Annotated in this window: 22 protein-coding genes; 13 read left to right on the top strand and 9 right to left on the bottom strand. The window is 69.0% G+C overall.

Annotated elements, in window-relative coordinates:
* Positions 1 to 42: 42 nt before the first annotated feature.
* The 4 genes from ACLJPX_RS34765 to ACLJPX_RS34750 are packed head-to-tail and all read right to left on the bottom strand — an operon-like array spanning position 43 to position 5,441.
* Positions 43 to 342: a hypothetical protein gene (locus ACLJPX_RS34765; protein WP_101612355.1), complete on the bottom strand. Its 300-nt coding sequence runs from the start codon at positions 340 to 342 to the stop codon at positions 43 to 45.
* 57 nt (positions 343 to 399) lie between these two features.
* On the bottom strand, positions 400 to 1,398 hold the full coding sequence (gene meaB, locus ACLJPX_RS34760) for a methylmalonyl Co-A mutase-associated GTPase MeaB (protein ID WP_410604582.1): 999 nt from the start codon (positions 1,396 to 1,398) through the stop codon (positions 400 to 402).
* A gap of 3 nt (positions 1,399 to 1,401) precedes the next feature.
* Entirely contained in the window at positions 1,402 to 3,570 is a 2,169-nt protein-coding gene (gene scpA, locus ACLJPX_RS34755) for a methylmalonyl-CoA mutase (RefSeq protein ID WP_410604581.1), read from the bottom strand.
* A complete protein-coding gene (locus ACLJPX_RS34750) occupies positions 3,570 to 5,441 on the bottom strand; it encodes a methylmalonyl-CoA mutase family protein (RefSeq protein WP_410604580.1) in 1,872 nt (623 codons plus the stop codon). The genes scpA and ACLJPX_RS34750 overlap by 1 nt, the downstream gene beginning before the upstream one ends.
* 492 nt (positions 5,442 to 5,933) lie before the next feature.
* Between ACLJPX_RS34750 and ACLJPX_RS34745 the strand changes: the two genes are divergently transcribed.
* Positions 5,934 to 7,706, top strand: coding sequence for a serine/threonine-protein kinase (locus tag ACLJPX_RS34745; protein WP_410604579.1), 1,773 nt, complete (start codon positions 5,934 to 5,936; stop codon positions 7,704 to 7,706).
* Here ACLJPX_RS34745 and ACLJPX_RS34740 read toward each other — a convergent pair.
* Positions 7,686 to 8,327, bottom strand: coding sequence for a MerR family transcriptional regulator (locus tag ACLJPX_RS34740; protein ID WP_410604578.1), 642 nt, complete (start codon positions 8,325 to 8,327; stop codon positions 7,686 to 7,688). The genes ACLJPX_RS34745 and ACLJPX_RS34740 overlap by 21 nt on opposite strands.
* 120 nt (positions 8,328 to 8,447) lie before the next feature.
* On the opposite strand from ACLJPX_RS34740, the gene ACLJPX_RS34735 reads away from it, so the two are divergent.
* The 3 genes from ACLJPX_RS34735 to ACLJPX_RS34725 are packed head-to-tail and all read left to right on the top strand — an operon-like array spanning position 8,448 to position 10,629.
* Positions 8,448 to 9,422 (top strand): hypothetical protein, encoded by a 975-nt coding sequence (locus ACLJPX_RS34735; protein WP_410604577.1) that lies wholly within the window; start codon positions 8,448 to 8,450, stop codon positions 9,420 to 9,422.
* Positions 9,419 to 9,847 carry an ABA4-like family protein gene (locus tag ACLJPX_RS34730; RefSeq protein ID WP_410604576.1) on the top strand — a complete coding sequence of 143 codons (429 nt, stop codon included), beginning with the start codon at positions 9,419 to 9,421 and terminating at the stop codon, positions 9,845 to 9,847. Before ACLJPX_RS34735 ends, ACLJPX_RS34730 begins: the two co-directional genes overlap by 4 nt.
* A complete protein-coding gene (locus tag ACLJPX_RS34725) occupies positions 9,844 to 10,629 on the top strand; it encodes a purine-nucleoside phosphorylase (RefSeq protein ID WP_410604575.1) in 786 nt (261 codons plus the stop codon). Before ACLJPX_RS34730 ends, ACLJPX_RS34725 begins: the two co-directional genes overlap by 4 nt.
* 70 nt (positions 10,630 to 10,699) lie before the next feature.
* On the opposite strand, the gene ACLJPX_RS34720 is transcribed toward ACLJPX_RS34725, so the two are convergent.
* A complete protein-coding gene (locus ACLJPX_RS34720; RefSeq protein ID WP_410604574.1) occupies positions 10,700 to 11,857 on the bottom strand; it encodes a glycosyltransferase in 1,158 nt (385 codons plus the stop codon).
* 29 nt (positions 11,858 to 11,886) lie between these two features.
* Between ACLJPX_RS34720 and ACLJPX_RS34715 the strand changes: the two genes are divergently transcribed.
* From ACLJPX_RS34715 to hisS, 8 genes are all read left to right on the top strand, one after another.
* Complete coding sequence (locus ACLJPX_RS34715; RefSeq protein WP_410604573.1) at positions 11,887 to 13,530, top strand: phospho-sugar mutase; 1,644 nt, start codon at positions 11,887 to 11,889, stop codon at positions 13,528 to 13,530.
* A 5-nt stretch (positions 13,531 to 13,535) separates the two neighbouring features.
* Complete coding sequence (locus ACLJPX_RS34710) at positions 13,536 to 13,988, top strand: flavodoxin family protein (RefSeq protein ID WP_101612344.1); 453 nt, start codon at positions 13,536 to 13,538, stop codon at positions 13,986 to 13,988.
* Positions 13,989 to 14,350: 362 nt separating this feature from the next.
* The gene (locus tag ACLJPX_RS34705) at positions 14,351 to 14,743 is read left to right on the top strand and encodes a helix-turn-helix domain-containing protein (protein WP_101612343.1); all 393 of its coding nucleotides are present in this window, start codon (positions 14,351 to 14,353) and stop codon (positions 14,741 to 14,743) included.
* Positions 14,740 to 15,261, top strand: coding sequence for a hypothetical protein (locus tag ACLJPX_RS34700; RefSeq protein WP_101612342.1), 522 nt, complete (start codon positions 14,740 to 14,742; stop codon positions 15,259 to 15,261). Before ACLJPX_RS34705 ends, ACLJPX_RS34700 begins: the two co-directional genes overlap by 4 nt.
* Positions 15,258 to 16,391, top strand: a complete 1,134-nt coding sequence (locus tag ACLJPX_RS34695; RefSeq protein ID WP_101612341.1) for an MAB_1171c family putative transporter — start codon at positions 15,258 to 15,260, stop codon at positions 16,389 to 16,391. The genes ACLJPX_RS34700 and ACLJPX_RS34695 overlap by 4 nt, the downstream gene beginning before the upstream one ends.
* A complete protein-coding gene (locus tag ACLJPX_RS34690; protein WP_410604572.1) occupies positions 16,388 to 17,572 on the top strand; it encodes an amidohydrolase family protein in 1,185 nt (394 codons plus the stop codon). Before ACLJPX_RS34695 ends, ACLJPX_RS34690 begins: the two co-directional genes overlap by 4 nt.
* A gap of 84 nt (positions 17,573 to 17,656) precedes the next feature.
* Positions 17,657 to 18,046 carry a hypothetical protein gene (locus ACLJPX_RS34685; RefSeq protein ID WP_410604571.1) on the top strand — a complete coding sequence of 130 codons (390 nt, stop codon included), beginning with the start codon at positions 17,657 to 17,659 and terminating at the stop codon, positions 18,044 to 18,046.
* 36 nt (positions 18,047 to 18,082) lie between these two features.
* On the top strand, positions 18,083 to 19,369 hold the full coding sequence (gene hisS / locus ACLJPX_RS34680) for a histidine--tRNA ligase (RefSeq protein ID WP_101612338.1): 1,287 nt from the start codon (positions 18,083 to 18,085) through the stop codon (positions 19,367 to 19,369).
* 45 nt (positions 19,370 to 19,414) lie between these two features.
* On the opposite strand, the gene ACLJPX_RS34675 is transcribed toward hisS, so the two are convergent.
* The 3 genes from ACLJPX_RS34675 to ACLJPX_RS34665 are packed head-to-tail and all read right to left on the bottom strand — an operon-like array spanning position 19,415 to position 21,822.
* Positions 19,415 to 20,416: an aldo/keto reductase gene (locus tag ACLJPX_RS34675; RefSeq protein WP_410604570.1), complete on the bottom strand. Its 1,002-nt coding sequence runs from the start codon at positions 20,414 to 20,416 to the stop codon at positions 19,415 to 19,417.
* Positions 20,417 to 20,440: 24 nt separating this feature from the next.
* Positions 20,441 to 21,424 (bottom strand): aldo/keto reductase, encoded by a 984-nt coding sequence (locus ACLJPX_RS34670; RefSeq protein ID WP_410604569.1) that lies wholly within the window; start codon positions 21,422 to 21,424, stop codon positions 20,441 to 20,443.
* Positions 21,421 to 21,822, bottom strand: coding sequence for a MerR family transcriptional regulator (locus ACLJPX_RS34665; RefSeq protein ID WP_410604568.1), 402 nt, complete (start codon positions 21,820 to 21,822; stop codon positions 21,421 to 21,423). Before ACLJPX_RS34665 ends, ACLJPX_RS34670 begins: the two co-directional genes overlap by 4 nt.
* 84 nt (positions 21,823 to 21,906) lie before the next feature.
* Between ACLJPX_RS34665 and ACLJPX_RS34660 the strand changes: the two genes are divergently transcribed.
* On the top strand, positions 21,907 to 22,500 hold the full coding sequence (locus ACLJPX_RS34660; protein ID WP_410604567.1) for a TetR/AcrR family transcriptional regulator: 594 nt from the start codon (positions 21,907 to 21,909) through the stop codon (positions 22,498 to 22,500).
* Positions 22,501 to 22,599 lie beyond the last annotated feature (99 nt).

Here is a 22,599-nt window from a genome sequence, read left to right as displayed (position 1 = left end):
GCCCGGGCTAAGCGGAGAGTTTCTCTACTTACCGGTAGCGGTTCAGGACTTCTTCTTCTTGGAACGGGAGCGACGGCCGAGGATCACCAGGCCCAGCAGGATCGCCGCGGCGATGCCCGCGATGACCTTGTTCTTGGTCTCCTGGCTGTTGGCCTTGTCGGTCTCGGCGGGGTCGAGCACCGGCCCCGGAGGTGCCTGCGACAGCACGTCCTGCACCGCCGCTGCCTGCATGATCACCGGCGCGGGCGCCTGGATCTCACCGGCCTGCGCGACCGGCGCGCAGACGACCAGCCCGGCGATCAGAAGCCCGGCCAGCTGCCCGAAACGAGACCTTGTAGCCATGACTCCCTTTCATCGGCGACGCGCGTTTTCGATTCTGCACTGTGCCGGGTTCCGGCGTCAGCCGCCACGCGGAGGACCGGAGAACGCCGCCAAGATCCGTTGGGCGGCCAGCGTCGGGGTCAGCTCACCGTCCCGGACCGCCCGTTCGACGTCCGGAACGACCGCTCGCACCTCGGGATGCGCGGCGAGCCGCCCGAGAAGCTGTTCGCGGACCATCGACCAGGTCCACTCCACCTGCTGTCGCCGTCGCCGTCCGTCCAGTTCCCCGGACGCGGTCAAAACGTCACGGTGACGGCCGATCTCGGCCCACACCTCGTCCAGCCCGACGTCGGTGAGCGCGCTGCACGTCAGCACCGGCGGGGTCCACTCGGCGTCACGCCCGTAGATCATCCGCAACGCGCCGGAGAGTTCGCGGGCCGCGCGTTTCGCGTCGCGTTCGTGGTCGCCGTCGGCCTTGTTGACCGCGATGACGTCGGCCAGTTCGAGGACGCCCTTCTTGATCCCCTGCAACTGGTCGCCGGTGCGGGCCAGGGTCAGGAACAGGAAGCAGTCGACCATGTTGGCCACGGTCACCTCGGATTGCCCGACCCCGACCGTCTCCACCAGCACGATGTCGTATCCGGCCGCTTCCATCAGCACGATCGTTTCGCGGGTCGCCCGCGCGACACCGCCGAGAGTCCCCGAAGTCGGCGAAGGGCGGATGAACGCCTTCGGGTCCACCGCGAGCCGGGCCATCCGGGTCTTGTCGCCCAGGATCGAGCCGCCGGTCTTGGTCGACGACGGGTCGACGGCCAGCACGGCGACCTTGTGCCCGGCCTCGGTCAGATCCGTGCCGAGCTGGTCGATGAAGGTCGACTTGCCGACCCCGGGGACGCCGGTGATGCCGACCCGTTGCGCGCCACCCGCGTGCGGAAGCAGCTCGACGAGCAGTTCCTGCGCCTGCGCCCGATGGTCTTCCCGGTGGGACTCGACGAGCGTGATCGCGCGCGACAGCACCCCGCGGTCGCCCGCGAGGACGCCCTTGGCCAGCTCGCCGACGTCGATCTTGCGCGGCAAGGTTCAGGACTCCACGGCCGTCAGCTGCCCGATCAGATCGATCGCCGCGTCGGCGATGACCGTGCCGGGACCGAAGATCGCCGCCGCGCCCGCCGCCCGCAGCTCCTCGTAGTCCTGCGGCGGGATGACGCCGCCGACCACGACGATGATGTCCTCGCGGCCCTGGTCGGCGAGTTCGGCGCGCAGCGCGGGGACCAGCGAGAGGTGCCCGGCGGCCAGCGACGAAACGCCGATGACGTGCACGTCCGCCTCGATGGCCTGCCGCGCGACCTCGCCGGGAGTGGAGAACAGCGGGCCGACGTCGACGTCGAAACCGATGTCGGCGAAGCCCGTCGCGATCACCTTCTGGCCGCGGTCGTGGCCGTCCTGGCCCATCTTCGCGACCAGGATCCGGGGACGACGGCCTTCCTCCTCGGCGAACTTCTCGACCAGCTCGCGCGCCTGCTCGACGTTCTCGGCCTTGCCGACCTCCTCGCGGTACACACCGGAGATGGTACGAATCTGGCCGGAGTGGCGCCCCCAGATCTTCTCCAGCGAGTCGGAGATCTCGCCGACCGTGGCCTTCGCCCTGGCGGCGTCGATGGCCAGCGCGAGCAGGTTGCCGTCGGACTGCGCGCCCGCCGTGAGCCGCCGCAGCGCGTCCTGCGTCGCGTCCTCGTCCCGCTCTTCGCGCAGCCGCCGCAGTTTCTCCAGCTGCTGCGTGCGCACACCGGCGTTGTCGACCTTGAGCACGTCGATCTGCTCGTCGTCGGTGACCTGGTACTTGTTGACGCCGATCACCGGCTGGCGGCCGGAGTCGATCCGTGCCTGCGTCCGCGCGGCGGCCTCTTCGATGCGCAGCTTCGGGATGCCGGCGTCGATCGCCTTCGCCATCCCGCCCGCCTGCTCGACCTCGGTGATGTGCCCCCACGCCTTGCGCGCGAGGTCGTAGGTCAGCTTCTCGACGAACGCGCTGCCGCCCCACGGGTCGATGACGCGCGTGGTGCCGGATTCCTGCTGCAGCAACAGCTGCGTGTTCCGCGCGATGCGGGCGGAGAAGTCCGTCGGCAGCGCGAGGGCCTCGTCGAGGGCGTTGGTGTGCAGCGATTGGGTGTGGCCCTGGGTCGCCGCCATCGCCTCGACGCAGGTGCGGACGACGTTGTTGTAGACGTCCTGCGCGGTCAGCGACCAGCCCGAGGTCTGCGAGTGCGTCCGCAAGCTCAACGATTTGGAGCTCTTGGGCTCGAAGCCCTTCACCAGCTTCGCCCACAGCAGACGCGCCGCGCGCAGCTTCGCGACCTCCATGAAGAAGTTCATCCCGATCGCCCAGAAGAAGGACAGGCGCGGTGCGAACTTGTCGACGTCCAGCCCGGCCTCGGTACCCGCGCGGATGTACTCGACGCCGTCCGCGAGCGTGTACGCCAGCTCCAGGTCGGCGGTCGCCCCGGCTTCCTGCATGTGATAGCCGGAGATGGAGATCGAGTTGTACTTCGGCATGTTCTGCGAGGTGAACGAGAAGATGTCCGAAATGATCCGCATCGACGGCTGCGGCGGGTAGATGTAGGTGTTGCGGACCATGAACTCCTTGAGGATGTCGTTCTGGATGGTCCCGGCCAGCTTGTCCGGCGTGACACCCTGTTCCTCGGCCGCGACGACGTAGAGAGCGAGCACCGGCAGGACCGCGCCGTTCATCGTCATCGAAACGCTCATCTTGTCGAGCGGGATGCCGTCGAAGAGCTGGCGCATGTCGTAGATCGAGTCGATCGCGACGCCCGCCATGCCGACGTCACCGGCGACGCGCGGGTGGTCGGAGTCGTAACCGCGGTGCGTCGCGAGGTCGAAGGCGACCGAAAGGCCCTTCTGCCCGGCGGCGAGGTTGCGGCGGTAAAAGGCGTTCGACTCCTCGGCGGTGGAGAAGCCCGCGTACTGGCGGATGGTCCACGGCTGGTTGACGTACATCGTCGGATACGGGCCGCGAAGGTACGGCGCGACACCGGGATACGTGCCGAGGAAGTCCACTCCGGACAGATCGTCGGCGGTGTAGACCGGCTTGACGCCGATGCCCTCCGGCGTCTCCCAGGCGAGCGCGTCGGGCCCTTTGCCGGTCGCGGCGTGCAGCACCTCGGTCCATTGAGGACGGTCGACCGGGTCCGGGGCGCCGAGGTCGACGCCTGCGAAGTTCGGGATGGTCATCACTGCACTCCGAGCTCGGTCAACGTGCCGGTCAGGACTTCGAGGGCGTCACAGCCCGTGAAGAGGTAGCCCGAGACGTCCGCGTGGTCGCCGGGTTTTCCGGCGAGAAGCACTGACGTGGCGCCTGCTTCCTTCAGCGCCTTCGCGACGCTGTCCGCTTCTTCCGCGTAGGACGTGTTGCTTCCGCAGAGACAAGCGACCTTCGTTCCGCTGGCCCGGAACTCCGCGACGACGTCTTCGGGGGCGCCAGGGTTCACGGCCTCGATCCCGCCCGCCTGGAAGAGGTTCGCCGCGAAACTCGCCCGTCCGGTGTGCGCCGCGACCGGGCCGAGCGTGGCGAGGAAGACGCGGGGACGGCTGGGGTGCGCGTCCGCCCGGTCCCGTAGGGCCTCGAACGCCTCGGCATACCGATGCCGGGGCAGACCGCCCTCCGGCAGGTCCTCGACGGGATCGCGAACGACCGCTTTCTCCGTCAGATTGGGGAATTCGCTGACGCCGGTGATCGGGTCGCGACGGGTCGCGAGCCGCTTCGACCGCTTTTCCCAGGTATCGGCGAGCCGTCCGGCGAGCGCGCCGGACGCCAGCTCGGCCTCGATCCCGCCCGCCGCTTCGATCGCGGTGAACTCGCGCCACGCGGCCTGGGCCAGGTCTTCGGTGAGCTTCTCGACGTACCAGGAGCCGCCCGCGGGATCGATGACCCCGGCGAGTTTGGACTCTTCCAGCAGGACGGCGTGCGTGTTGCGCGCGATCCGCGCGGAGAACGCGTCCGGCTGGCCGATCGCGGCGTCGAACGGGAGCACGGTGATCGCGTCCGCGCCGCCGACCCCGGCACCGAAACAGGCGAGCGTGGTCCGCAGCATGTTCACCCACGGGTCACGCTGGGTGAACATCGCGGGCGAGGTGACCGCGTGCTGCCGCATCCCCGATCCCTTGCCGCCCGAGACCTCGGTGACGCGGGCCCACAGGCGCCGTGCGGCACGGAACTTGGCGATCGTGAGGAACTGGTCGGCCGTGGCGGCGAGCCGGAACTCGAGCTGACCTGCCGCGGTGTCGACGTCCAGCCCCGCTTCGGTCAGCGCCCGCAGGTACGCGACCCCCGCCGCGATGGTCGCGCCGAGTTCCTGCGCGTCCGAACCACCCGCCTCGTGGAACGGCAGGCCGTCGGCGACGATCGTCCGCACCTTCGGGTGACTGACGGCGACGCGCGCCGCCAGTTCCGCGGCGGGGGCGAGCGGATGCGCCGAACCGGTGCGCGCGGTCAGGCCGATCGGGTCGGCGCCGAGCGTCGCGGTGACCGCGCTCGCCGGGATCTCGCGTTCGGCGAAAAGCGTGAACAGCTCGTTCGCGGCGGCTTCGTACTCTTCGCCCGCTTCGAGGGTGACGGGCGCGAGGTCGACGTAGACCTCGTTCAGCGCGTCTGCCAGGTCGGCGACGGGAACCCCGGTGCCGCCCGCGCGCAGCCAGATCGAGCTGACGCCGCCTTCGAGGTCGGCGAGGATCGCGGTGTTGGTGACCTTGGCGTCGCGGCGCGCGTACCGGCCGCGGATGTCCCAGCCGGTCGTCACGGAACCCTCGGGCCGGGCGCTTCTCACGAACGGCGGAAGACCGGGGAAACCGGTTCCCTCGACCGTGTCATCGGCGGTGTAGAGCGGCTGGATCTCGAGGCCGTCGTACGTTCGGGTGACGAGCTTGCTTTCGGGCAGGCCCTCGAACCCGTCGTCGATCGCGCCGCTCTTGCGCAGCACACCGGCGACGAGCTCGCGCCACTGCTCACGGCTCACTTCCGGGAACTCGGCGGCCAGCTTCAACTCGTCCGGAGCGTCCGGCTCGTCGGGTGTCGGCACTGACTCCGTCTCGGCCACTTCCGTCATAACCCACGATGCTAACGGCCCTTAACAGGACCTACCTGTGACGCTAGTCGCGCCGAGGGGGTGGCCTTTCGGACCACGTAGTCCGTGAAGGACTCCTTGAGGGACCCTGGGTCCCTCAAAGGTCCCCTCACCCGGCCCGAGCGGCACCTTCACACCTTGCCGAAGTACGTGAAGGGGGCCTTCACTGCGCTAGACGCCAGGGTTCCGGCAAAGTCGACTATCCGCTGGTCACAGGGGTGACGGAGCGGGCTCGTCACCCGTGGCCTGACACGCTCCGCGAATGTCCACAGAGGACACTTCCGGCGCATCATTGCCCGATTTGAGTGGTTCGCGGGGAGGTCGTGAGCGGTAAAAGTCGTTCTAACGCCCCTTGCCACTCACGATCCTTCCGCGTGACCAGGGTGCCCGACCCACCACTCACGAGAGGTCCGTTCACTCCGCCAGGGCACGGTGCATAGGCCCGCCACGGGGGCATACGACACAATTGGGGCCGTGCCGTCCGACACCCCCGAGTCCAGCGAGAGCCCCGCCGACGAGAAGCGTGTCGTCGCCGGGCGATATCGGTTGCGCTCGGTCATCGGATCGGGGTCGATGGGCACCGTCTGGTCGGCCTACGACGAGTTCCTGCACCGTCCGGTCGCGGTCAAAGAGGTCCGCCTCCCGCCCGGCGTCCCGGCCTCGCAGGCCGACGAACTGCGCGAGCGGACCCTGCGCGAAGCCCGCGCGATCGCCGTCCTGAGTCACCCGAACGTGATCATCCTGCACGACGTCGCGCGCGAGAACGACGAGCCTTTCGTGGTCATGGAGCTGCTGCCGTCGCGCAGCCTCGCGCACATCCTGCGCGACCACGGGCCACTGACGGTCGAGCAGGCCGCGGCGGTCGGCATCGCGGTGGCGTCCGCGCTCGAAGCCGCGCACGCCGCCGGGATCACCCACCGTGACGTCAAACCGGGGAACGTGCTGGTCGCGGGCGACGGCCGCATCAAGCTCACCGACTTCGGCATCGCGCGCAACGTCTCCGAAGCCACCATGACCCGCACCGGGATGATGCTGGGCTCCCCCGCCTACATCGCCCCCGAAGTCGCCTCCGGCGGCGCGGTGGTCCCCGCCGCCGACCTGTGGGGTCTCGGCGCGACGCTGTTCGCGGCCATCGAGGGCTCACCGCCCTACGACGCCGACGGCGACCCGCTCGAAACGGTCGGCAAGGTCGTCAACGGGAAGGTGCCGAAGCCCGGCCCCGGTCCGCTGTCCGACGTCATCGGCGCGCTCATGAAGAAGGAGCCGTCGAAGCGGATCGCCCTGCGCGAGGTGCGGCGCCGCCTGTACCCGCTGCAGGCCAAGACGCTGATCGACCTCTTCCCCGCCGAGCTGTTCCACACGCCCGACGGCAAGAAGACCACCGCGCACCTGGACGCGACCGACACCCAGGTGATCAAGCCGGTCGTTCCCGACAAGCCCAGTGAGGGCACGAGTTCCGAACTCGCCGCCGACCCCGGCCCGCTGCCGTTCCTGAACCAGCCGGCCGCGGCTCCGCAACCTCCGGCCGAACTCGCGCCGATGCCGACGGTCGTCCCGCTGCCGCCCCGCCCGCCGGGGCGGTCCCCGGCGGGCAACGTGCTGCTGGCGCTGGCGTCGATCGTCATCTTCCTGCTGGCCGCGGGAGGCGGGTTCGTGCTGGCCAGGACCGCCGGAGGGCAGGATCTGCGGCCGCCGGAGGGCATGCCGCAGGGCGACACGATCGTCACTCAGCCGCCGCCGAAACTGATCACTCAGCAGGGTGACGCCAGCACGGTGAACGGCATCAAGGGCGGCCGGTTCAGCATCGGCGTCCCGGAAGGCTGGCAGAAGTTCGTCGCGCCGCACGTCACCAGGGGTGTGCCGAGCACGGTGGTCCAGTACGTCTCGCCCGACGGCCGCCAGGTCGTCCGGGTCGAGCGGCTGAGCGGTTTCCTGTCCGACAGCCCGCCGCCCGCCTATTTCAGCTGGCTGAAGAGCCAGCATCCGGACATCGACCCCATCGGCGAGCCCGACGTCGTGCCCGGCCGGGGCGACAACAGCATGCGGTACACCTACCGGACGACCGAGCGCTCCGCCGAGACCAAGGACGCCACGAACGAGACGATCAGGCGCACGACGTTCATGGACCTGTTCAGCGGGGGCGCGGACCTGTGGATCCTCTCGGTGACCTCGCCGATCGAGCAGGAGACGACCGCGAAGACCGCGGTCTTCGAGCCCATCGCACGGTCACTCGTCGTCGACGGCTAGCCGCGCGAAGTGCTCCTTCGACGCACGCTGCTGCGCCAGCCTCCGCAAGACCGAAAGCAGCCTGTCGCCGAGAACGGTCTCCACGACGGCGATCTCGATGATCCGCTCCAGTGACTCGACCCCGGCGATGCCTTCGAGGTCCAGGTCGGCGGTCCGGTCGGCGATCTCGGCGTAGTCGTCGAGTTTCTCGAGGTACCAGCCGTGCCCGACGTCCCGGATCGCGCACAGGACGCCGACGAGGGCCTGGATGATCAGGTCGTCGTAGTCCTTGCACGGCCAGTTCCGGCGCTCGGCGAGGTCCCGGACCGTGGTGAGCGCCCATTCCCGGCTTTCGCCGTCGACGACCTGGCGGGAGCTCGTGATGCCTTCCTGGGCCAAACCGAGGATGCGATGGGGACTGGCCTTCCCTTCGTCGACCGCTGCCAGCACCTCGCCGACCGTCGCGAGCGAAAGGCCGCCGACGTCCATCAGCGCCCTGATCAGCTTGATCCGCTGAACGTGCCCGTCGTCGTACTTGGCCTGATTGGGGCTCGTCCGCTCGCCCGGCGGGACCAGCCCCTCCCGCAGGTAGTACTTGATCGTGGCGACCGGGACCCCGGCTTTTTCGCTCAGCTCCGCCATCCGCACGCGTTGTCACTCCGATCTCGGGGACGGTTCCAGGGTCATCCCTGAAGATTTCTCAGGATGGATAGCTTAGCTTCCCATAACGGAGAGCTTGACTATCCATCCCGGGAGGGACCCATGACCATCTTGACCGATCTCCGTGAGAGAACCCGCACCTGGCACCGGGGTTCGTACCGGCTGGCCCAGGCCTTGGCCGTGGTCACCGTGCTGTGCGTGCTGGCCATGCTGATCGACCAGCGGACGCTGGGCGGCGCGCCGCTCTGGGCCAAACCGTTCAAATTCGCCGTCTCCGGCGCGCTGTACTTCTTCACCTGGAGCTGGCTCGTCTCCCTGCTGCCGAAGTTCCGGCGGACCGCGAACTGGCTGGCGAACGCGCTCGTCGTGATCTTCGCGGCCGAGTACGTGCTGCTGGTGTTCCAGGCCGCCCGCGTCCGGGCGAGCCACTTCAACAACGAAACCCCGCTGGACAACACGATCTTCCAGGTCATGGGCGGGATGATCGCCATGCTGTGGGTGGTCAACCTCGTCCTGACGATCGGCGTCATGTTCACCCGGCTCCCCGACCGCGCGACGACGTGGGCGGCCAGGATCGGCGCCGTCCTCGGCATGATCGGGATCTCGCTGGCGACGCTGATGAGCGGCCCCACCCCGGACCAGTCGGCCGCTCTCGACGCGACCGGCCAGTCCGCGATGATCGGCGCGCATACCGTCGGCCTCCCCGACGGCGGCCCCGGCCTGCCGATCCTCGGCTGGAGCACGGTCGGCGGCGACCTGCGGATCCCGCACTTCCTCGGACTGCACGGCCTTCAAGTGCTTCCGCTGCTCGCGCTCGCCCTCGGTGTCCTGGCCGCGCGTTACCCGCGGCTTCGCGACGACGCCGTCCGGCTGCGCCTGGTCGTGATCGCCGGCGCCGGCTACGCGGGCCTTCTCGCACTCCTCACCTGGCAGGCTCTCCGCGGCCAGTCGATCGTCGCCCCGGACGGCCTCACCCTGGCCGCTTTCGCCCTGCTCGTCGCCGGCGTCGCCTTTAGCGGGCTAATCGCGATCGGGCGGCCGTCGAGGGACCGGGAGCTGGAGGGCTCCGTCCGATGAGCGTCGAGACCCTGTTCACTTGGACCTTCCCGCTGGCGACGCCGTTCTGGCTGCTGATGATCTTCCTGCCGGGCTGGTCGTGGACCCGCCGGATCATGGCCTCGCCCTGGGTGCCGCTCGTGCCGCTGCTCCCGTACTTCGCGCTCGCCATCGCGCATCTCGGCGAGCTCTGGACGGCGGTGAGCAAACCGGATCTGGACGTCCTCAGCGCGTTCACCGGTTCGCCGTACGGGGCGGCCACGATCTGGGCCCATCTGATCGCCTTCGACCTGTTCATCGCGCGGTGGATGTACTTCGAATCCCGCGAGCACCGCATCCACCCACTGGTGACGGGCCCGATCCTGGCGCTCACGATCTTCCTGTCCCCGTTCGGGCTGGTGGCGTTCCTGCTCGTGCGAACCGTCCGGATACGCTCGTCGGCATGAGTGAGAACGAGGTCGCGGCGGCCGCCGCCATCGCCGAACGCACCGGCGTCGAGAAGCACGACATCGCCGTCGTGCTCGGTTCGGGCTGGCGCCCGGCGGCGGACGTCATCGGGGAGCCCGAGGCGGAGATCCCGCTGGGCGAACTGCCCGGATTCGTCGCGCCGGGCGCGGTCGGGCACGGGGGAACCGTCCGGTCGGTCCGCGTCGGCGAGAAGCGCGCGCTGATCATGCTGGGCCGCACGCATTTCTACGAGGGCAAGGGCATCGACCCGGTCGTGCACAACGTGCGCACCGCCGCCGCCGCGGGCGCCCGGACCGTCCTGCTGACCAACGCGGCCGGTGGCCTGCGCGAGGGGTTCCGCGTCGGGCAGCCGGTGCTGATCTCCGACCACCTGAACCTGACCGCGCGTTCGCCGATCGTCGGCGCGAACTTCGTCGACCTGACGGATCTCTACTCGAAGCGACTGCGCGACATCGCGCGAACGATTGATTCTTCACTGGAAGAGGGCGTCTACGCGGGGCTCACCGGGCCGCATTTCGAGACCCCTGCCGAGATCCACATGCTGCGGACGCTCGGCGCCGACCTCGTCGGCATGTCGACGGTGCTGGAGGCCATCGCCGCCCGCGCCGCCGGAGTCGAGGTGTTCGGGCTTTCGCTGGTGACCAACCTGGCGGCCGGGATGACCGGGGAACCGCTGAACCACGAAGAGGTCCTCGAAGCGGGCCGTCAGTCGGCCACGCGGATGGGGACGCTGCTGAAGGAACTCGTCGCCCGCGCCTGAGAAGTGTCAGGAAAGGGGCTTTCAGGACAGGAAACGTCCTGAAAGCCCCTTTCCTGACATCTGGAGAACGTCAGCCCGCGAATTCGGGAAGCCGCTGGGCGACCTCCTCCGGTGACGGCATCGCGGCGACCTCGGCGGCGAGTGCCCGCGCGGCCCCGAGAACAGCCTCGTCGGTGAGCAGTTTCCGTGCCTGCTCGTGGATGACGTCCTCGACGATTTCGGCACCGATCAGCTGCGTGCCCACCCCGGCCGCGACGACGGCTTGGGCGTTCGTGAACTGATCCGCCCCCTGCGGAAGCACCAGCTGCGGAAGCCCCGCGCCGAAGGCACCGAGCGTCGTCCCGCTGCCACCGTGGTGGACCACGAGGTCGACGTGCGGCAGCAGATCGACCTGCGGCACCCATGCCTCGACCCGGACGTTGCCGGGGACTTCGCCCAGCAGCACCGGATCCACCGCCGGACCCGCCGCGACGATGACGTCCGCCTCGATCCGCGCCAGGCCTGTGATGGCCCGCTTGAACACGACTTCGTCCCCGAACGCGGTGCCGAGGGTGAGGTAGATCAGCGGGCGGCTCTTGTCCCGGCCCGCCACGCCCGCCGGGAGGTCTCCCGGCTCGGCCCAGCCGACGGGACGCAGCGGGATCCTGTTCGCCCCGGCCAGGAAATCGGGTGATTGCACCGATTCCGGGCAGATGTCGATGACGGGATCGCCGAAGGACGGCAGGTGCACGCCTTCGAAACCGACCTCCGCGGCGAATTCCGCGAGGCGGCCGAAAATGACGTCCATGATGTCATCCGGCGAGAACCGGCCGAAACCGTGTCCGATCGCGGGGATGCCGGCGAGACGAGCGGCGATGGCGCCCCCGGCGTTGCCGCTTTCGTAGACCACGAGATCGGGCCGGTGCCGCTCCAACAACGGCGTGAGATCGGCGGCGAACCGCCGGGGCATCACATTTCCGAACACTTCCCCGATGATCGGATGGAACGATTCGGGCGGGGCATCGGAGGCGTGGGGTTTGGGAGCGTCGGGCCCGACGACCGACTCGTACGCCTCCCGCATCCCGAATCCGGCGCTTTCCACGGCCAGACCTGCCTTTTCGACCACCGTCAGCATGTCGTCACCGGTGGCGAACACGACTTCGTGCCCGGCGTCACGAGCGGCGACGGCGAGCGGTAGCAGGGGATAGAGATGACCATGACTCACCAAAGAAGTGAAGATCAATCGCACCCTTTCCAACGTACCCGTAGGCTGACTCGGTGACGACTTCCTTGACCCCGGAACTGCGGGATCGGGCGTTCCGCTGGATCGCCGACGATCCGGACGACGATTCCCGTGTCGAGCTGCAGAACATCCTCGCCCGCGCGATGGGCGGCGAAGCCGGTGCGGCCGGCGAACTCGCGGACCGGATGTCCGGCCCGCTCGAGTTCGGCACCGCCGGGCTGCGCGGCCCCGTGCGCGCCGGCCCGCAGGGCATGAACGTCGCGGTGGTGACCCGCACGACGGCCGGTGTCGCGGCCTGGCTGACCGCGCAAGGACATTCCGGCGGAGTCGTGGTGGTCGGCCGCGACGCGCGGCACGGTTCGGAGGCCTTCGCCAAGGCCGCCGCCGAGGTGCTGGCGGCCGCGGGTTTCGCGGTGAAGGTGCTGCCCGGTCCGCTGCCCACCCCGGTGCTCGCGTTCGCCGTCCTGGAACTCGGCGCGGTCGCGGGCATCCAGATCACCGCGTCGCACAATCCCCCCGCCGACAACGGCTACAAGCTCTACGACGCGACAGGCGGCCAGATCGTCCCGCCGTCGGACGGCCAGATCGAGCAGGCCATCGAAGCCGCTCCGCCTGCGATCAGCGTGCCGCGCGAGGCGGGCGCCGAGGTGCTGGGCGGCGAACTCCTGGACGCCTACCTCGCCAAGGTCGCGCTTCTCCCGCGCGGCCCGGAACGCGGGGTCAAGGTCGCCGCGACGGCGTTGCACGGCGTCGGCGCGGAGACCCTGCGCGCCGCGTTCACCCGCGCCGGTTTCACCGATCTCCACGTGGTGGCCGAGCAGGCCACGCCGGATCCCGACTTCCCGACGGTCGCCTTCCCGAACCCGGAGGAACCGGGCGCGACGGATCTCCTGCTGGCACTGGCGTCCGAGGTGGACGCCGACCTGGCGATCGCGCTCGACCCCGACGCCGACCGGTGCGCGCTGGGTGTCCGCGAACGGGACGGTTCGTGGCGGATGCTGCGGGGCGACGAAACGGGCGTCCTCCTCGGCTGGCACGTTCTGTCCACTGTGGACTCAGTCGACGCGGATCCGCTCGTGGCCACGACGATCGTGTCTTCGTCGATGCTGGGCGAAGTCGCGAAGGAGTTCGGCGCGCGCTACGCGGAGACGTTGACCGGGTTCAAATGGCTGGTCCGTGCGGGTGACGGTCTCGTGTTCGCCTACGAAGAGGCGCTCGGCCTCTGCGTGAACCCCAGCTTCGTCCGCGACAAGGACGGCATCTCCGCCGCCGTGCTCGCCGCGGGCCTGACCGCTTCCCTGCGCGCGGCGGGCCGCGGGCCGCTGGACGTCCTCGACGAACTGTCCGCGAAGCACGGAGTGCACGTGACGGACCAGGTTTCGTTGCGGGTCACCGATCTTTCGGTGCGCGAGAAGCTGATGACGGGCCTGCGCGCCGATCCCCCGGCGTCGCTGGGCGGCACCGGCGTCACGATGGAGGACCTCCTGCCCGACGCCGACGTCCTCCGCCTGACCGGTGATGGCGTGCGCGTGGTCGTCAGGCCTTCCGGAACCGAGCCGAAGCTGAAGGCGTACCTGCAGGTGAAGCAGGCGGTGACCGGTGACCTCGCCGAGGCGCGCACCGCCGCGGACGCCCGGCTGGCCGCGCTCCGCGCCGACATCGAGTCCCGTCTGGCCTGACGACCGTGGCCCAGTTGCTGATCGTCCACCACACGCCGTCGCCCTCGACGCAGGCGATGTTCGAAGCCGTCCTCTCCGGCGCGAACCATCCGGACATCGAGGGCGTCGACGTCGTACGGCGGCCGGCACTGGGCGCGACCGTGCCCGACGTCCTCGGCGCGGACGGCTACCTGCTCGGCACCCCGGCGAATCTCGGCTACATGTCCGGCGCGCTGAAGCATTTCTTCGACACCGTCTACTACCCGTGCCTGGACGCCACGCGAGGACGTCCGTTCGGGTTCTTCGTGCACGGCAACAACGACACCGCCGGCACCGTGCGCGGAATCGAGAGCATCACCACCGGGCTCGGCTGGGAACGCGCGGCTTCGCCGGTCCTCGTCACCGGGGAACCGGGCAAAAAGGATCTGGCCGCCTGTTTCGAACTGGGCGGCACCCTCGCGGCCACGCTCATGGCCTGACGCTCTGCCGCGTTCAGTCTTTTAAAAGTGAGGGATGAAAAGTAAAGGGGCCTGTCACCGGAAGCCCTGGGGGTCGACCTCCGGCAACAGGCCTAGGCCAAGGGTTCGCCGTGATGGCGATCAACCTTGGCTGCCCAAGCGTACTACATCGAGCACGATCTTGTGCACCCGCCTGGGAAAACGCCTCTCACTCCGGCGTCCGTACACCCCCAGGGCACGGAATCCGGAGCGAGAGGCCAGTACGCGGCACGAAACCGCTCACAACTGTAAACCACTGCATACATATGCTGTCAACAGCTGCGGACAGGCCGAATCGCGTTACACTCCCACTACGCAACGGGACGACGAACGAACGGGGGGTCATGTCGCCGCACCAGACCTTCGCCCAAAAACTGAGCGCGCTGATCGACTCCGTGCGCGCGGACGAAGGCGCCCCGCACAGCTATCGCGAGCTGTCCGCGGCGATCGATCGCGCCGGCGGGCCCGCCATGTCGCCCGCGTACCTCCAGCAGCTCGCGACGGGCAAGCGGATCAATCCGAAGATCCACTACGTCGAGGCACTGGCGCGGCTTTTCGGGGTCCCGATCACCTACTTCTTCGAAGAGCAGGAAGCGCAGCCCGTCGGTGAGGCGAAGCTCATGGCCATGCGCGCGCAGGAGCTCTCCCCGCAGGGCCGCCGCCAGGTCATGGATCTGCTCGAACTCGTCGAACGGTACGAACGGGCCGAGCGCGATCAGCCGGGCGAAAGCCGATGAAGGAACGCGAGCTCCGCAAACGCTGCCGCAAGATGCTGAACAAGCTCGACATCGAACCACCGCTCGACGTCGGCGTGCTCTGCGAGCGGCTGGGCGAGCAGCGCGGCAGGCCCATCCGGCTGATGCCGTATCCGCTGGAGGTCCCCGGCCCGTTCGGCTGCTGGATCGCCACCGGGTCGGCGGATTACATCTTCTTCCAGCAGGAGACCACGAAGTCCCATCAGGATCACATCATCCTGCACGAACTCGGGCACATGCTCGCCGATCACCATCCCGGCGGGGACGCCGAACCCGCCGACTTCCTGCGCGGCCCCGCGCCCGGGCTCGACGGCGACGCCGTCCACCGCGCTTTACGCCGCACCTCCTACGATGAGGCGCACGAATGGGAAGCCGAGACCGTGGCGACCATCATCCTCGAATGGGCGTCGGTCTTGAACTACACGATTCCCCGTCGCGCCGACGACGATGACGTCCGCCGTGTCCAAGGCGCGCTGGGCGACCATCAAGGGTGGATGTGAACTCGCTGTTCTCCCCTCTCAACGTCGTGGCGATGGTGCTGTTCGCGACGGCGCTCGCCTGGCGGATCTACCAGACGTACCGGGCACCGAGGGTCCTGCCGAACTGGGCGATCACCATCACGATCGTCTGCGTCGCCGGGTCCTTCCTCGCCCAGCAGAAGCTCATCTCCGGCTGGCTCGACGGGCTGACGGGCAAAGGCACCGGCCGCCTCGTCAACAACGTCCTGCTCGCCATCGGGGTCTGCGCGCTGCTGATCGTCTTCCTCGGCTCCGCGCTGGGCCCGCGCAGACCGCGCCGGGTCCTCTTCGAGCTGATCCCGCTGACCGGCGCGATCGCGCTGATGCTGGTCGCCATGGCCGTCACCCCGCCGCAGGCACGCGGGCTCGCGCTGAGCCCGAAACTCGTGCACGAGCCCGGGGTGGCGCTGTTCTACCTGGGAGCCGGGCTCTACCTGATCTACGGCCTGTCCGCCTGCGCCTGGTGGATCCTGCGGTACATCCGCACCGCGGACCGCCATCTGAGGACGGGCTTGAAACTCAGCGCCGCCGGACTGCTCTGCCTTTCGGTGGGCAGCGTCTTCCGCGCGCTCTACATCGTGATCGCCTGGGCGTTCGGGCCGTCGATCCCGCTCCTGCTCACCGTCGCCGTCCCTCTGGTGCTTCTCGGGATCGTGCTCTTCCTCGCGGGGATCACCTATCCGGGCGTACGCGCGCGGTTCGCCGCGCTGCGACGTCGTCGCCAGCACCGGCTCCACCACGAGCGGCTGACGCCGTTGTGGACCGTGTTGGCAGAGATCTACCCGAACATCGTGCTCCGGACCACGCCGCAGGGACCGTGGGAGCGGTGGCGCCCGCGCACGGTCCACCGCCACTACTACCGCCGCGTGATCGAGATCCGGGACGGGCTCGTGCAGCTGAGCCCCTATCTGGAAACCGATCTCACCGCGCTCGCCGTCGACGATCCGCGGGCGGCGGCGGAGGCGCTGAAGACGGCGATCGCCCGGCAGGCCGCGGGCGAAGAGAACGACGGACGCGCGAAACTCGTGCTGCCCGGCGGCGGCGCCGACATCGAATCCGACGTGCGGCCGTTGCTCGCGCTCTCGGCCGCGGTATCCCGGAATGAGGCATGACCTTGCAGCTTCTCCTTACCGCGGAACGGATCCTGCCGCGCCCGAGCACACCCGTCGAGGACGGCGCCGTGCTCGTCGAGGGCGACCGGATCGTCGCGGCGGGCCCCCGCGCCGAGGTCGAGGCACAGGCGTCGCCGGACGCCGAGAGGCTCGACTTCCCCGGTGCCACGCTGATGCCCGGCCTGTTCAACGCGCATGTGCATCTGGCGTTCGACGCCACCCGCGAGATGCTGCCGAACTTCCTGGCGAGCGACGACGCCGCTCTCCGCGCCGGCGCCAAGGAGCGTTTGGGACAACTGCTGCGCAGCGGCGTCACGACGGTGCGGGATCTCGGCGATCGTGACGCTCTGGGCGCGCGGGTCCGGGCGGAACTGGCAGCCGAAGGCGTTGCCGCGCCGCGTTTACTGACCGCGGGCGCGCCCCTGACAGTCCCTAATGGACATTGCCACTTCTTCGGCGGAGAGGTCGCCGACGACGGCGCGATCCGGGCCATGGTCGACGCCAACGCGGCCGCCGGGGCGGACGTCGTCAAGGTGATGGCCAGCGGAGGCCAGATCACCGAGGGCGGCGCGGACATGTGGGAATCCCAGTTCGGCGTCCGGGAACTCCACCTGATCGTCGAGCACGCGGCGAGCCACGGGCTGCCGGTCGCGGCGCACGCCCACGGCGCCGACGCGATCGAGGCGTCGGTCGAGGCGGGCGTCCGCACGATCGAGCACTGCACCTGGATGACCGGCCCTCAGCGGCAGGACCGGCGCGACGGCGTCGCCAAACGGATGGCCGACGAGGGCATCGCGGCCTGCTCGACCAGCAGCCGCAACTGGCGGATGATGGCCGAGCGCATGGGCGAGGAGCTCGCGAAGACCGTCTACGGCAGGCTTTCCTGGCTGGAAGAACTCGGCGTGCCGCTCCTGTCGGGAACCGACGCCGGGTTGCCCGGTTCCGTCTTCGACGATCCGGTCGGCGCCCTCGAACTCTACGAATGGCTGGGCTTCGGCCGTCGCCGGATCCTCGAGATCGCCACCGAGGACAGCGCCACCGGACTCGGCCTCGGCGACGTCACCGGACGGCTCGCCCCCGGCCTGAGCGCCGACGTCCTGGTGGTCGACGGCGACCCGCTCGCCGATCTTTCCGCCCTCCGGAACCTCCGCCTGGTCCTTTCGCGTGGCGCCAGGGTCTGACTCCCGAAAGTGGGACGGCAAATTTGGTGACAGCGTTTTAAAACAGTGTTATCTTCGCCTTCCCCACCACGAAGGGAAGAGCACATGGAAGGCCCGCTCAGACTGTTCACGGTCATCGCGCTCGTCTCACTGCCGACGGTGATGTACGGCGGGTACGCGCTGATGGGAGTCCTGCGCGACCGGAAACTGACCGAACACCAGCGGAACATGTTCCGCGCGGGTCACGCCCACGCCGGTGTCCTGCTGGTTTTGGCGCTCGTCGCGCTGCAGATCCTCGGGCAGACCGGACTCCCGGACGTCGCGTTGTGGATCGTGTGCTCCCTGCTCCTGTTCGGCGTGCTCGCCCAGTCCGGCGGCTTCTTCCTGCACCTGGCACCGGGCAAGGGCAAGCTCGGCGGACGGGTCACCAGCGCCGGCGCCGTCATGCTCGGGGCGGCGATGCTGACCACCGCGTACGGCGTCGCCTTCCCCTGACAAAAGCGCTGGCGACCGCTCGTTAAGCTTGCTGACGTGCCTGAATACCTGCCGACAGCCCCCGCCAAGGGGACCCGCGACTTCCTGCCCGCCGAGATGTCCGTCCGGACGCAGGTGTTCGGCCATCTTTACGACGTGCTCGAACTGCGCGGGTTCCTCCGCTACGACGGGCCGATCCTCGAACCCGCCGAGATCTACGAGCGCAAGTCCGGCCAGGAGATCGCGGACCAGCAGCTGTACACGCTGACCACCAAGGGCGGCGAGCGGCTGGCGCTGCGCCCGGAGATGACCCCTTCGGTCGCCAGGATGATCGCGGGCAACGCGAAGTCGCTGCAGTTCCCGGTGCGCTGGTACAGCCACCCGAACTGCCACCGCTACGAGCGGCCGCAGCGTGGCCGGGTCCGCGAGCACTGGCAGATCAACGCGGACATCTTCGGTTCGGACAGCGCGAACTGCGAGATCGAGATCTTCGAGCTCGTCCACGACATGATGAGCGCGCTCGGGGCGACGCCGGACATGTTCCAGGTGCGCGCCAACGACCGGAACCTGCTCTCCTCGGCGCTCACCGACATCGTCGGCGTGACCGCGGAGCAGTTGCCGCAGGTGTTCACCCTGGTGGACCGGTGGGAGAAGTCGGACCGCACGAAGCTGAGCGACACCGCGGCCGAGATCGGCCTGACCGACAAGCAGTTCGAGAAGCTGACCGAGACCCTGTCGTCCGGTGCGGCTCTGCTCGACGAACTGCCCGAGCAGGTCAAGGAAAACTCGAACCTGGTGAAGGTGCTGAACAGCGGCGCCGCGGACCTGATCACGTTCGACCCGATGATCGTGCGCGGGCTCGCGTACTACACGTCGACCGTGTTCGAGGTCTTCGACACCTCGCCGGAGAACCGCCGCGCCCTCTTCGGCGGCGGCCGGTACAGCGACCTGGCGTCGTTGTTCACGTCGCAGCAGATCCCCGGGATCGGCTTCGGCATGGGCGACGTCACGCTGATCGACTTCCTCGACACCCACGAACTGACGCCGAAGCCGCGCAGCGAGGCCGATGTCGTGGTGATCCCGGTGGTCGAAGAGCTCACCGACGCCGCTCGCGAGGTCGCGGGACGGCTGCGGAAGGCCGGTCTGCGCACGCTCACCCCCGTCGAGCTCCGCAAGCTGGGCAAGGAGCTCACCCGGGCCGACAAGGCCGGGGCGCGGGCCGTGGTGATCGTCGGCCAGGAGGACTGGGACGCCGGGAACGTGACGGTCCGCAGCCTCGAGACGCGCGAGCAGCAGACGGTCGCCGTCGACGCCGTGGTTCCTACCGTCAACTCACTGCTCTGACAACGAAAAGCCGGCGCCCTCGAGTGGGGCGCCGGCTTTTCGTTGTCAGCGCGACAGGGTCTTCATGGACGCTTCGGGGTATCGCTCCCCCGCGACCGCGTCGGCCGGAACCGCGGTCTCGATCGCGGCCACGTCCTCGGCGGTCAGCTTCAAGCCGACGGACGCGACGTTCTCTTCGAGGTACTTGCGCCGCTTCGTACCCGGGATCGGCACGACGTCCTCGCCTTGGGCCTGCACCCACGCCAGCGCCAGCTGTCCCGCGGTCACCCCCTTCTGCCCGGCCAACGCGCGAAGCGCTTCGACCATCGCCAGGTTCCGTTCCAGGTTGCCGTCGGCGAAGCGCGGCTGGGTCGTCTGGCGGAAGTCGCCGTCCGCGAAGTCCTCTTTGGACTTGAAGCGGCCGGTGAGGAAACCGCGCCCCAGCGGGGAATACGGCACCAGCCCGATACCGAGCTCACGGCAGACCGGGACGACCTCGTCCTCGATGTCGCGCGACCACAGCGACCATTCCGTCTGCACCGCCGTCACCGGGTGGACGGCGTGCGCCCGCCGGATCGTCTCCGGACCGGCCTCGGACAACCCGATGTGGCGGATCTTCCCCTGCTCGACCAGGGAGGACAGCGTGCCCGCGGTCTCCTCGATCGGCACGTCCGGGTCGACGCGGTGCTGGTAGTAGAGGTCGATGTGGTCGACGTTCAGCCTGCGCAGCGAGGCCTCGACCTGTTGCCGCACATAGAATTCATCGCCGCGGATCCCGCGCTTGCCGGGGTCTGCCTCGTCGCGCACGATGCCGAACTTGGTGGCCAGCACGACCTGGTCCCGTTTGCCCGCCAGCGCGCGGCCGACCAGTTCCTCGTTGCGGCCGAAGCCGTACATGTCGGCCGTGTCGATCAGCGTCACGCCCAGCTCGACGGCGCGATGGACGGTCGCGATCGATTCGGTGTCGTCGCCCTGGCCGTAGAACTCGCTCATGCCCATGCAGCCGAGCCCTTGCGCGCCGACTTCCAGCGTGCCGAGCCTGCGGGTGGGCAGGGTGGAACCCGTCATGGTTTCTCTCGCAATTCTTTCGGTTTACTTGCCGGCGGCGCGGGCGAGCCGCTCCGGGTAACGCTCACCGGCGATCGCCTCGGCGGGCGCGGCCTTTTCGATGGCCTCGATGTCCACTTCGGACAGTTCCAGGTCCGCCGCGGCGGTGTTCTCTTCGAGGTACTTGCGACGCTTGGTACCCGGGATCGGCACGACGTCGTCGCCCCGCGACTGCACCCACGCGAGCGCCAGCTGTCCGGCGGTGACACCCTTCTCCGCCGCCAACGCGCGCAGGGCTTCCACGATCGCCATGTTGCGCTCGAAGTTGCCCTCGGCGAACCGGGGCAGCCCGCGGCGCATGTCGTCCGCCGGCAGGTCCTTCATCGAGGTCACGCTGCCGGTGAGGAAACCGCGGCCGAGCGGCGAAAACGGCACGACACCGATCCCCAGCTCGCGAGTGGTCGCGAGGATCTCGCCTTCGATGCCGCGGGTCCACAGCGACCATTCGCTCTGCAGCGCCGTCACCGGGTGCACGGCGTGCGCGCGGCGGATCGTCTCGGCACTGGCTTCGGAGATCCCGGCGAACCGGATCTTGCCCTCGTCCACCAGCTCCGCGAGCGCGCCCCAGGTCTCTTCCACCGGCGTGTTCGGATCGACGCGGTGCTGGTAGTAGAGGTCGATGTGATCGACGTTCAGCCGGCGCAGCGACTCTTCGCAGCTCTGCTTGACGTAGGCCGCGTCGCCCCGAGCGGCCATCCCGCCGTCTTCGGTCCAGACGATGCCGAACTTGGTCGCCAGCACGACCTGGTCCCGCTTGCCCGCGATCGCGCGGCCGACCAGCTCTTCGTTCGCTCCGGCGCCGTAGACGTTCGCGGTGTCGAGCATCGTCACGCCGAGTTCGAGCGCGCGGTGGACGGTGGCGATCGACTCCGTGTCGTCGTCCCGGACGCCGTAGGCCTGGCTCATCCCCATGCAGCCGAGCCCCTGCGCCCCGACTTCCAGCCCGCCGAGCCTCCTGGTGCTGATCACGCTGAAATTCCCTCCACGGTGGTGCCGATGCCGAGCACCTTGCGTTCCACCTGGTCGTAGTGGTCGATCTTGTAGTCGAGGATGTCGAGGCAGGCCTGCAACTCGGCGATCCGGTCGGCGACCGACGTGCGCTGGTCGACGAGGATCGCCTTGCGCCGTCCCGCGCTCGACGCGCCGTGGTGACGAAGGGAGGCGTACTCCCGCATGCGCTTGATGGGCATGCCGGTCAGGCGCAGCTTGGTCAGGAACCCCAGCCACCCGAGGTCGTCGTCGGTGTAGGCGCGGCGCCCCGCGGCGTCCCGTGCCGGGGGCTCGACGAGTTTGATGCGCTCGTAGTACCGGAGAGTGTCGATGGACAACCCGCTACGTCGCGCGGCTTCCGCTATCGAGTAGCTCATGTGAACGACAGTACGACCTGGAGTGCGCTCCAGGTCAACTCCGAATTCCCGCGATTGATAACAGCGTTGCGTTACGCTCTGCTCATGCCCCGCCCCAGGACGCACGACGAGAACCTCCGGCTGAAACTGCTGGACCGCGCCGGTGAGCTCATCTCGGCCGACGGTCCGAAGGCCCTCAGCCTCCGCAGGCTGGCCTCCGACGTCGGCACGTCCACCACCGCGGTCTATTCACTCTTCGGTGGGAAGACGGACTTGGTGAGCGCCCTGTTCTCCGAAGGCTTCCGCCGCTTCGGCCTGCGGATGTCCGGGGTCTCGCTGAGCGGCGACCCGGTCGAGGACCTGGTGCGGCTCGGCGTCGCGTACCGGGAAAGCGCGCTGGCCGACCCGCACCTCTACGCGATCATGTTCACGAAGTCGGTGCCGGGTTTCGAGCCGGCGGAGGAGACGTCCGAGCAGGCTCGCGCCACGATGGCGCCGCTGGAGGAGACGATCCGCAAGGCCGTCGCGGACGGCGTCTTCATCGGCGCGCCGCCCGAGGTCATCGTCGTGAGCTGCTGGGGCACCGTGCACGGCCTCGTGTCGCTGGAGCTGAACGGGAACCTGCCGGAGGCGTACACCGTGAGCCCGGCTTACGAGGTCGCGCTGCGAGCGAACGCCACCGGCTGGCTGCGCCGGTGACGGATCGCGTTTAGCGGGCTAAACGCGCTCCGGTCGCCAATCACCCCAGCTCAAGTACGTGAAGGCCCCTTCGCTGCGCTAGACGCCAGGGTCTCGGCA

It is taken from the genome of Amycolatopsis sp. lyj-90, from assembly GCF_046549035.1.
Taxonomy (GTDB): Bacteria; Actinomycetota; Actinomycetes; order Mycobacteriales; family Pseudonocardiaceae; genus Amycolatopsis.
This window is presented reverse-complemented; position numbering and strand designations above follow the sequence as displayed.

Bases quoted from the DNA above. Each gene is read 5' to 3' on its own strand.
- ACLJPX_RS34690 (WP_410604572.1), top strand. From the start codon at position 16,388: ATGACCTTGCAGCTTCTCCTTACCGCGGAACGGATCCTGCCGCGCCCG.
- ACLJPX_RS34675 (WP_410604570.1), bottom strand. From the start codon at position 20,416: ATGACGGGTTCCACCCTGCCCACCCGCAGGCTCGGCACGCTGGAAGTC.
- ACLJPX_RS34765 (WP_101612355.1), bottom strand. From the start codon at position 342: ATGGCTACAAGGTCTCGTTTCGGGCAGCTGGCCGGGCTTCTGATCGCC.
- ACLJPX_RS34740 (WP_410604578.1), bottom strand. From the start codon at position 8,327: ATGGCGGAGCTGAGCGAAAAAGCCGGGGTCCCGGTCGCCACGATCAAG.
- ACLJPX_RS34665 (WP_410604568.1), bottom strand. From the start codon at position 21,822: ATGAGCTACTCGATAGCGGAAGCCGCGCGACGTAGCGGGTTGTCCATC.
- ACLJPX_RS34685 (WP_410604571.1), top strand. From the start codon at position 17,657: ATGGAAGGCCCGCTCAGACTGTTCACGGTCATCGCGCTCGTCTCACTG.
- ACLJPX_RS34730 (WP_410604576.1), top strand. From the start codon at position 9,419: ATGAGCGTCGAGACCCTGTTCACTTGGACCTTCCCGCTGGCGACGCCG.
- ACLJPX_RS34735 (WP_410604577.1), top strand. From the start codon at position 8,448: ATGACCATCTTGACCGATCTCCGTGAGAGAACCCGCACCTGGCACCGG.
- ACLJPX_RS34660 (WP_410604567.1), top strand. From the start codon at position 21,907: ATGCCCCGCCCCAGGACGCACGACGAGAACCTCCGGCTGAAACTGCTG.
- ACLJPX_RS34700 (WP_101612342.1), top strand. From the start codon at position 14,740: ATGAAGGAACGCGAGCTCCGCAAACGCTGCCGCAAGATGCTGAACAAG.
- ACLJPX_RS34705 (WP_101612343.1), top strand. From the start codon at position 14,351: ATGTCGCCGCACCAGACCTTCGCCCAAAAACTGAGCGCGCTGATCGAC.
- ACLJPX_RS34750 (WP_410604580.1), bottom strand. From the start codon at position 5,441: ATGACGGAAGTGGCCGAGACGGAGTCAGTGCCGACACCCGACGAGCCG.
- ACLJPX_RS34725 (WP_410604575.1), top strand. From the start codon at position 9,844: ATGAGTGAGAACGAGGTCGCGGCGGCCGCCGCCATCGCCGAACGCACC.
- scpA (WP_410604581.1), bottom strand. From the start codon at position 3,570: ATGACCATCCCGAACTTCGCAGGCGTCGACCTCGGCGCCCCGGACCCG.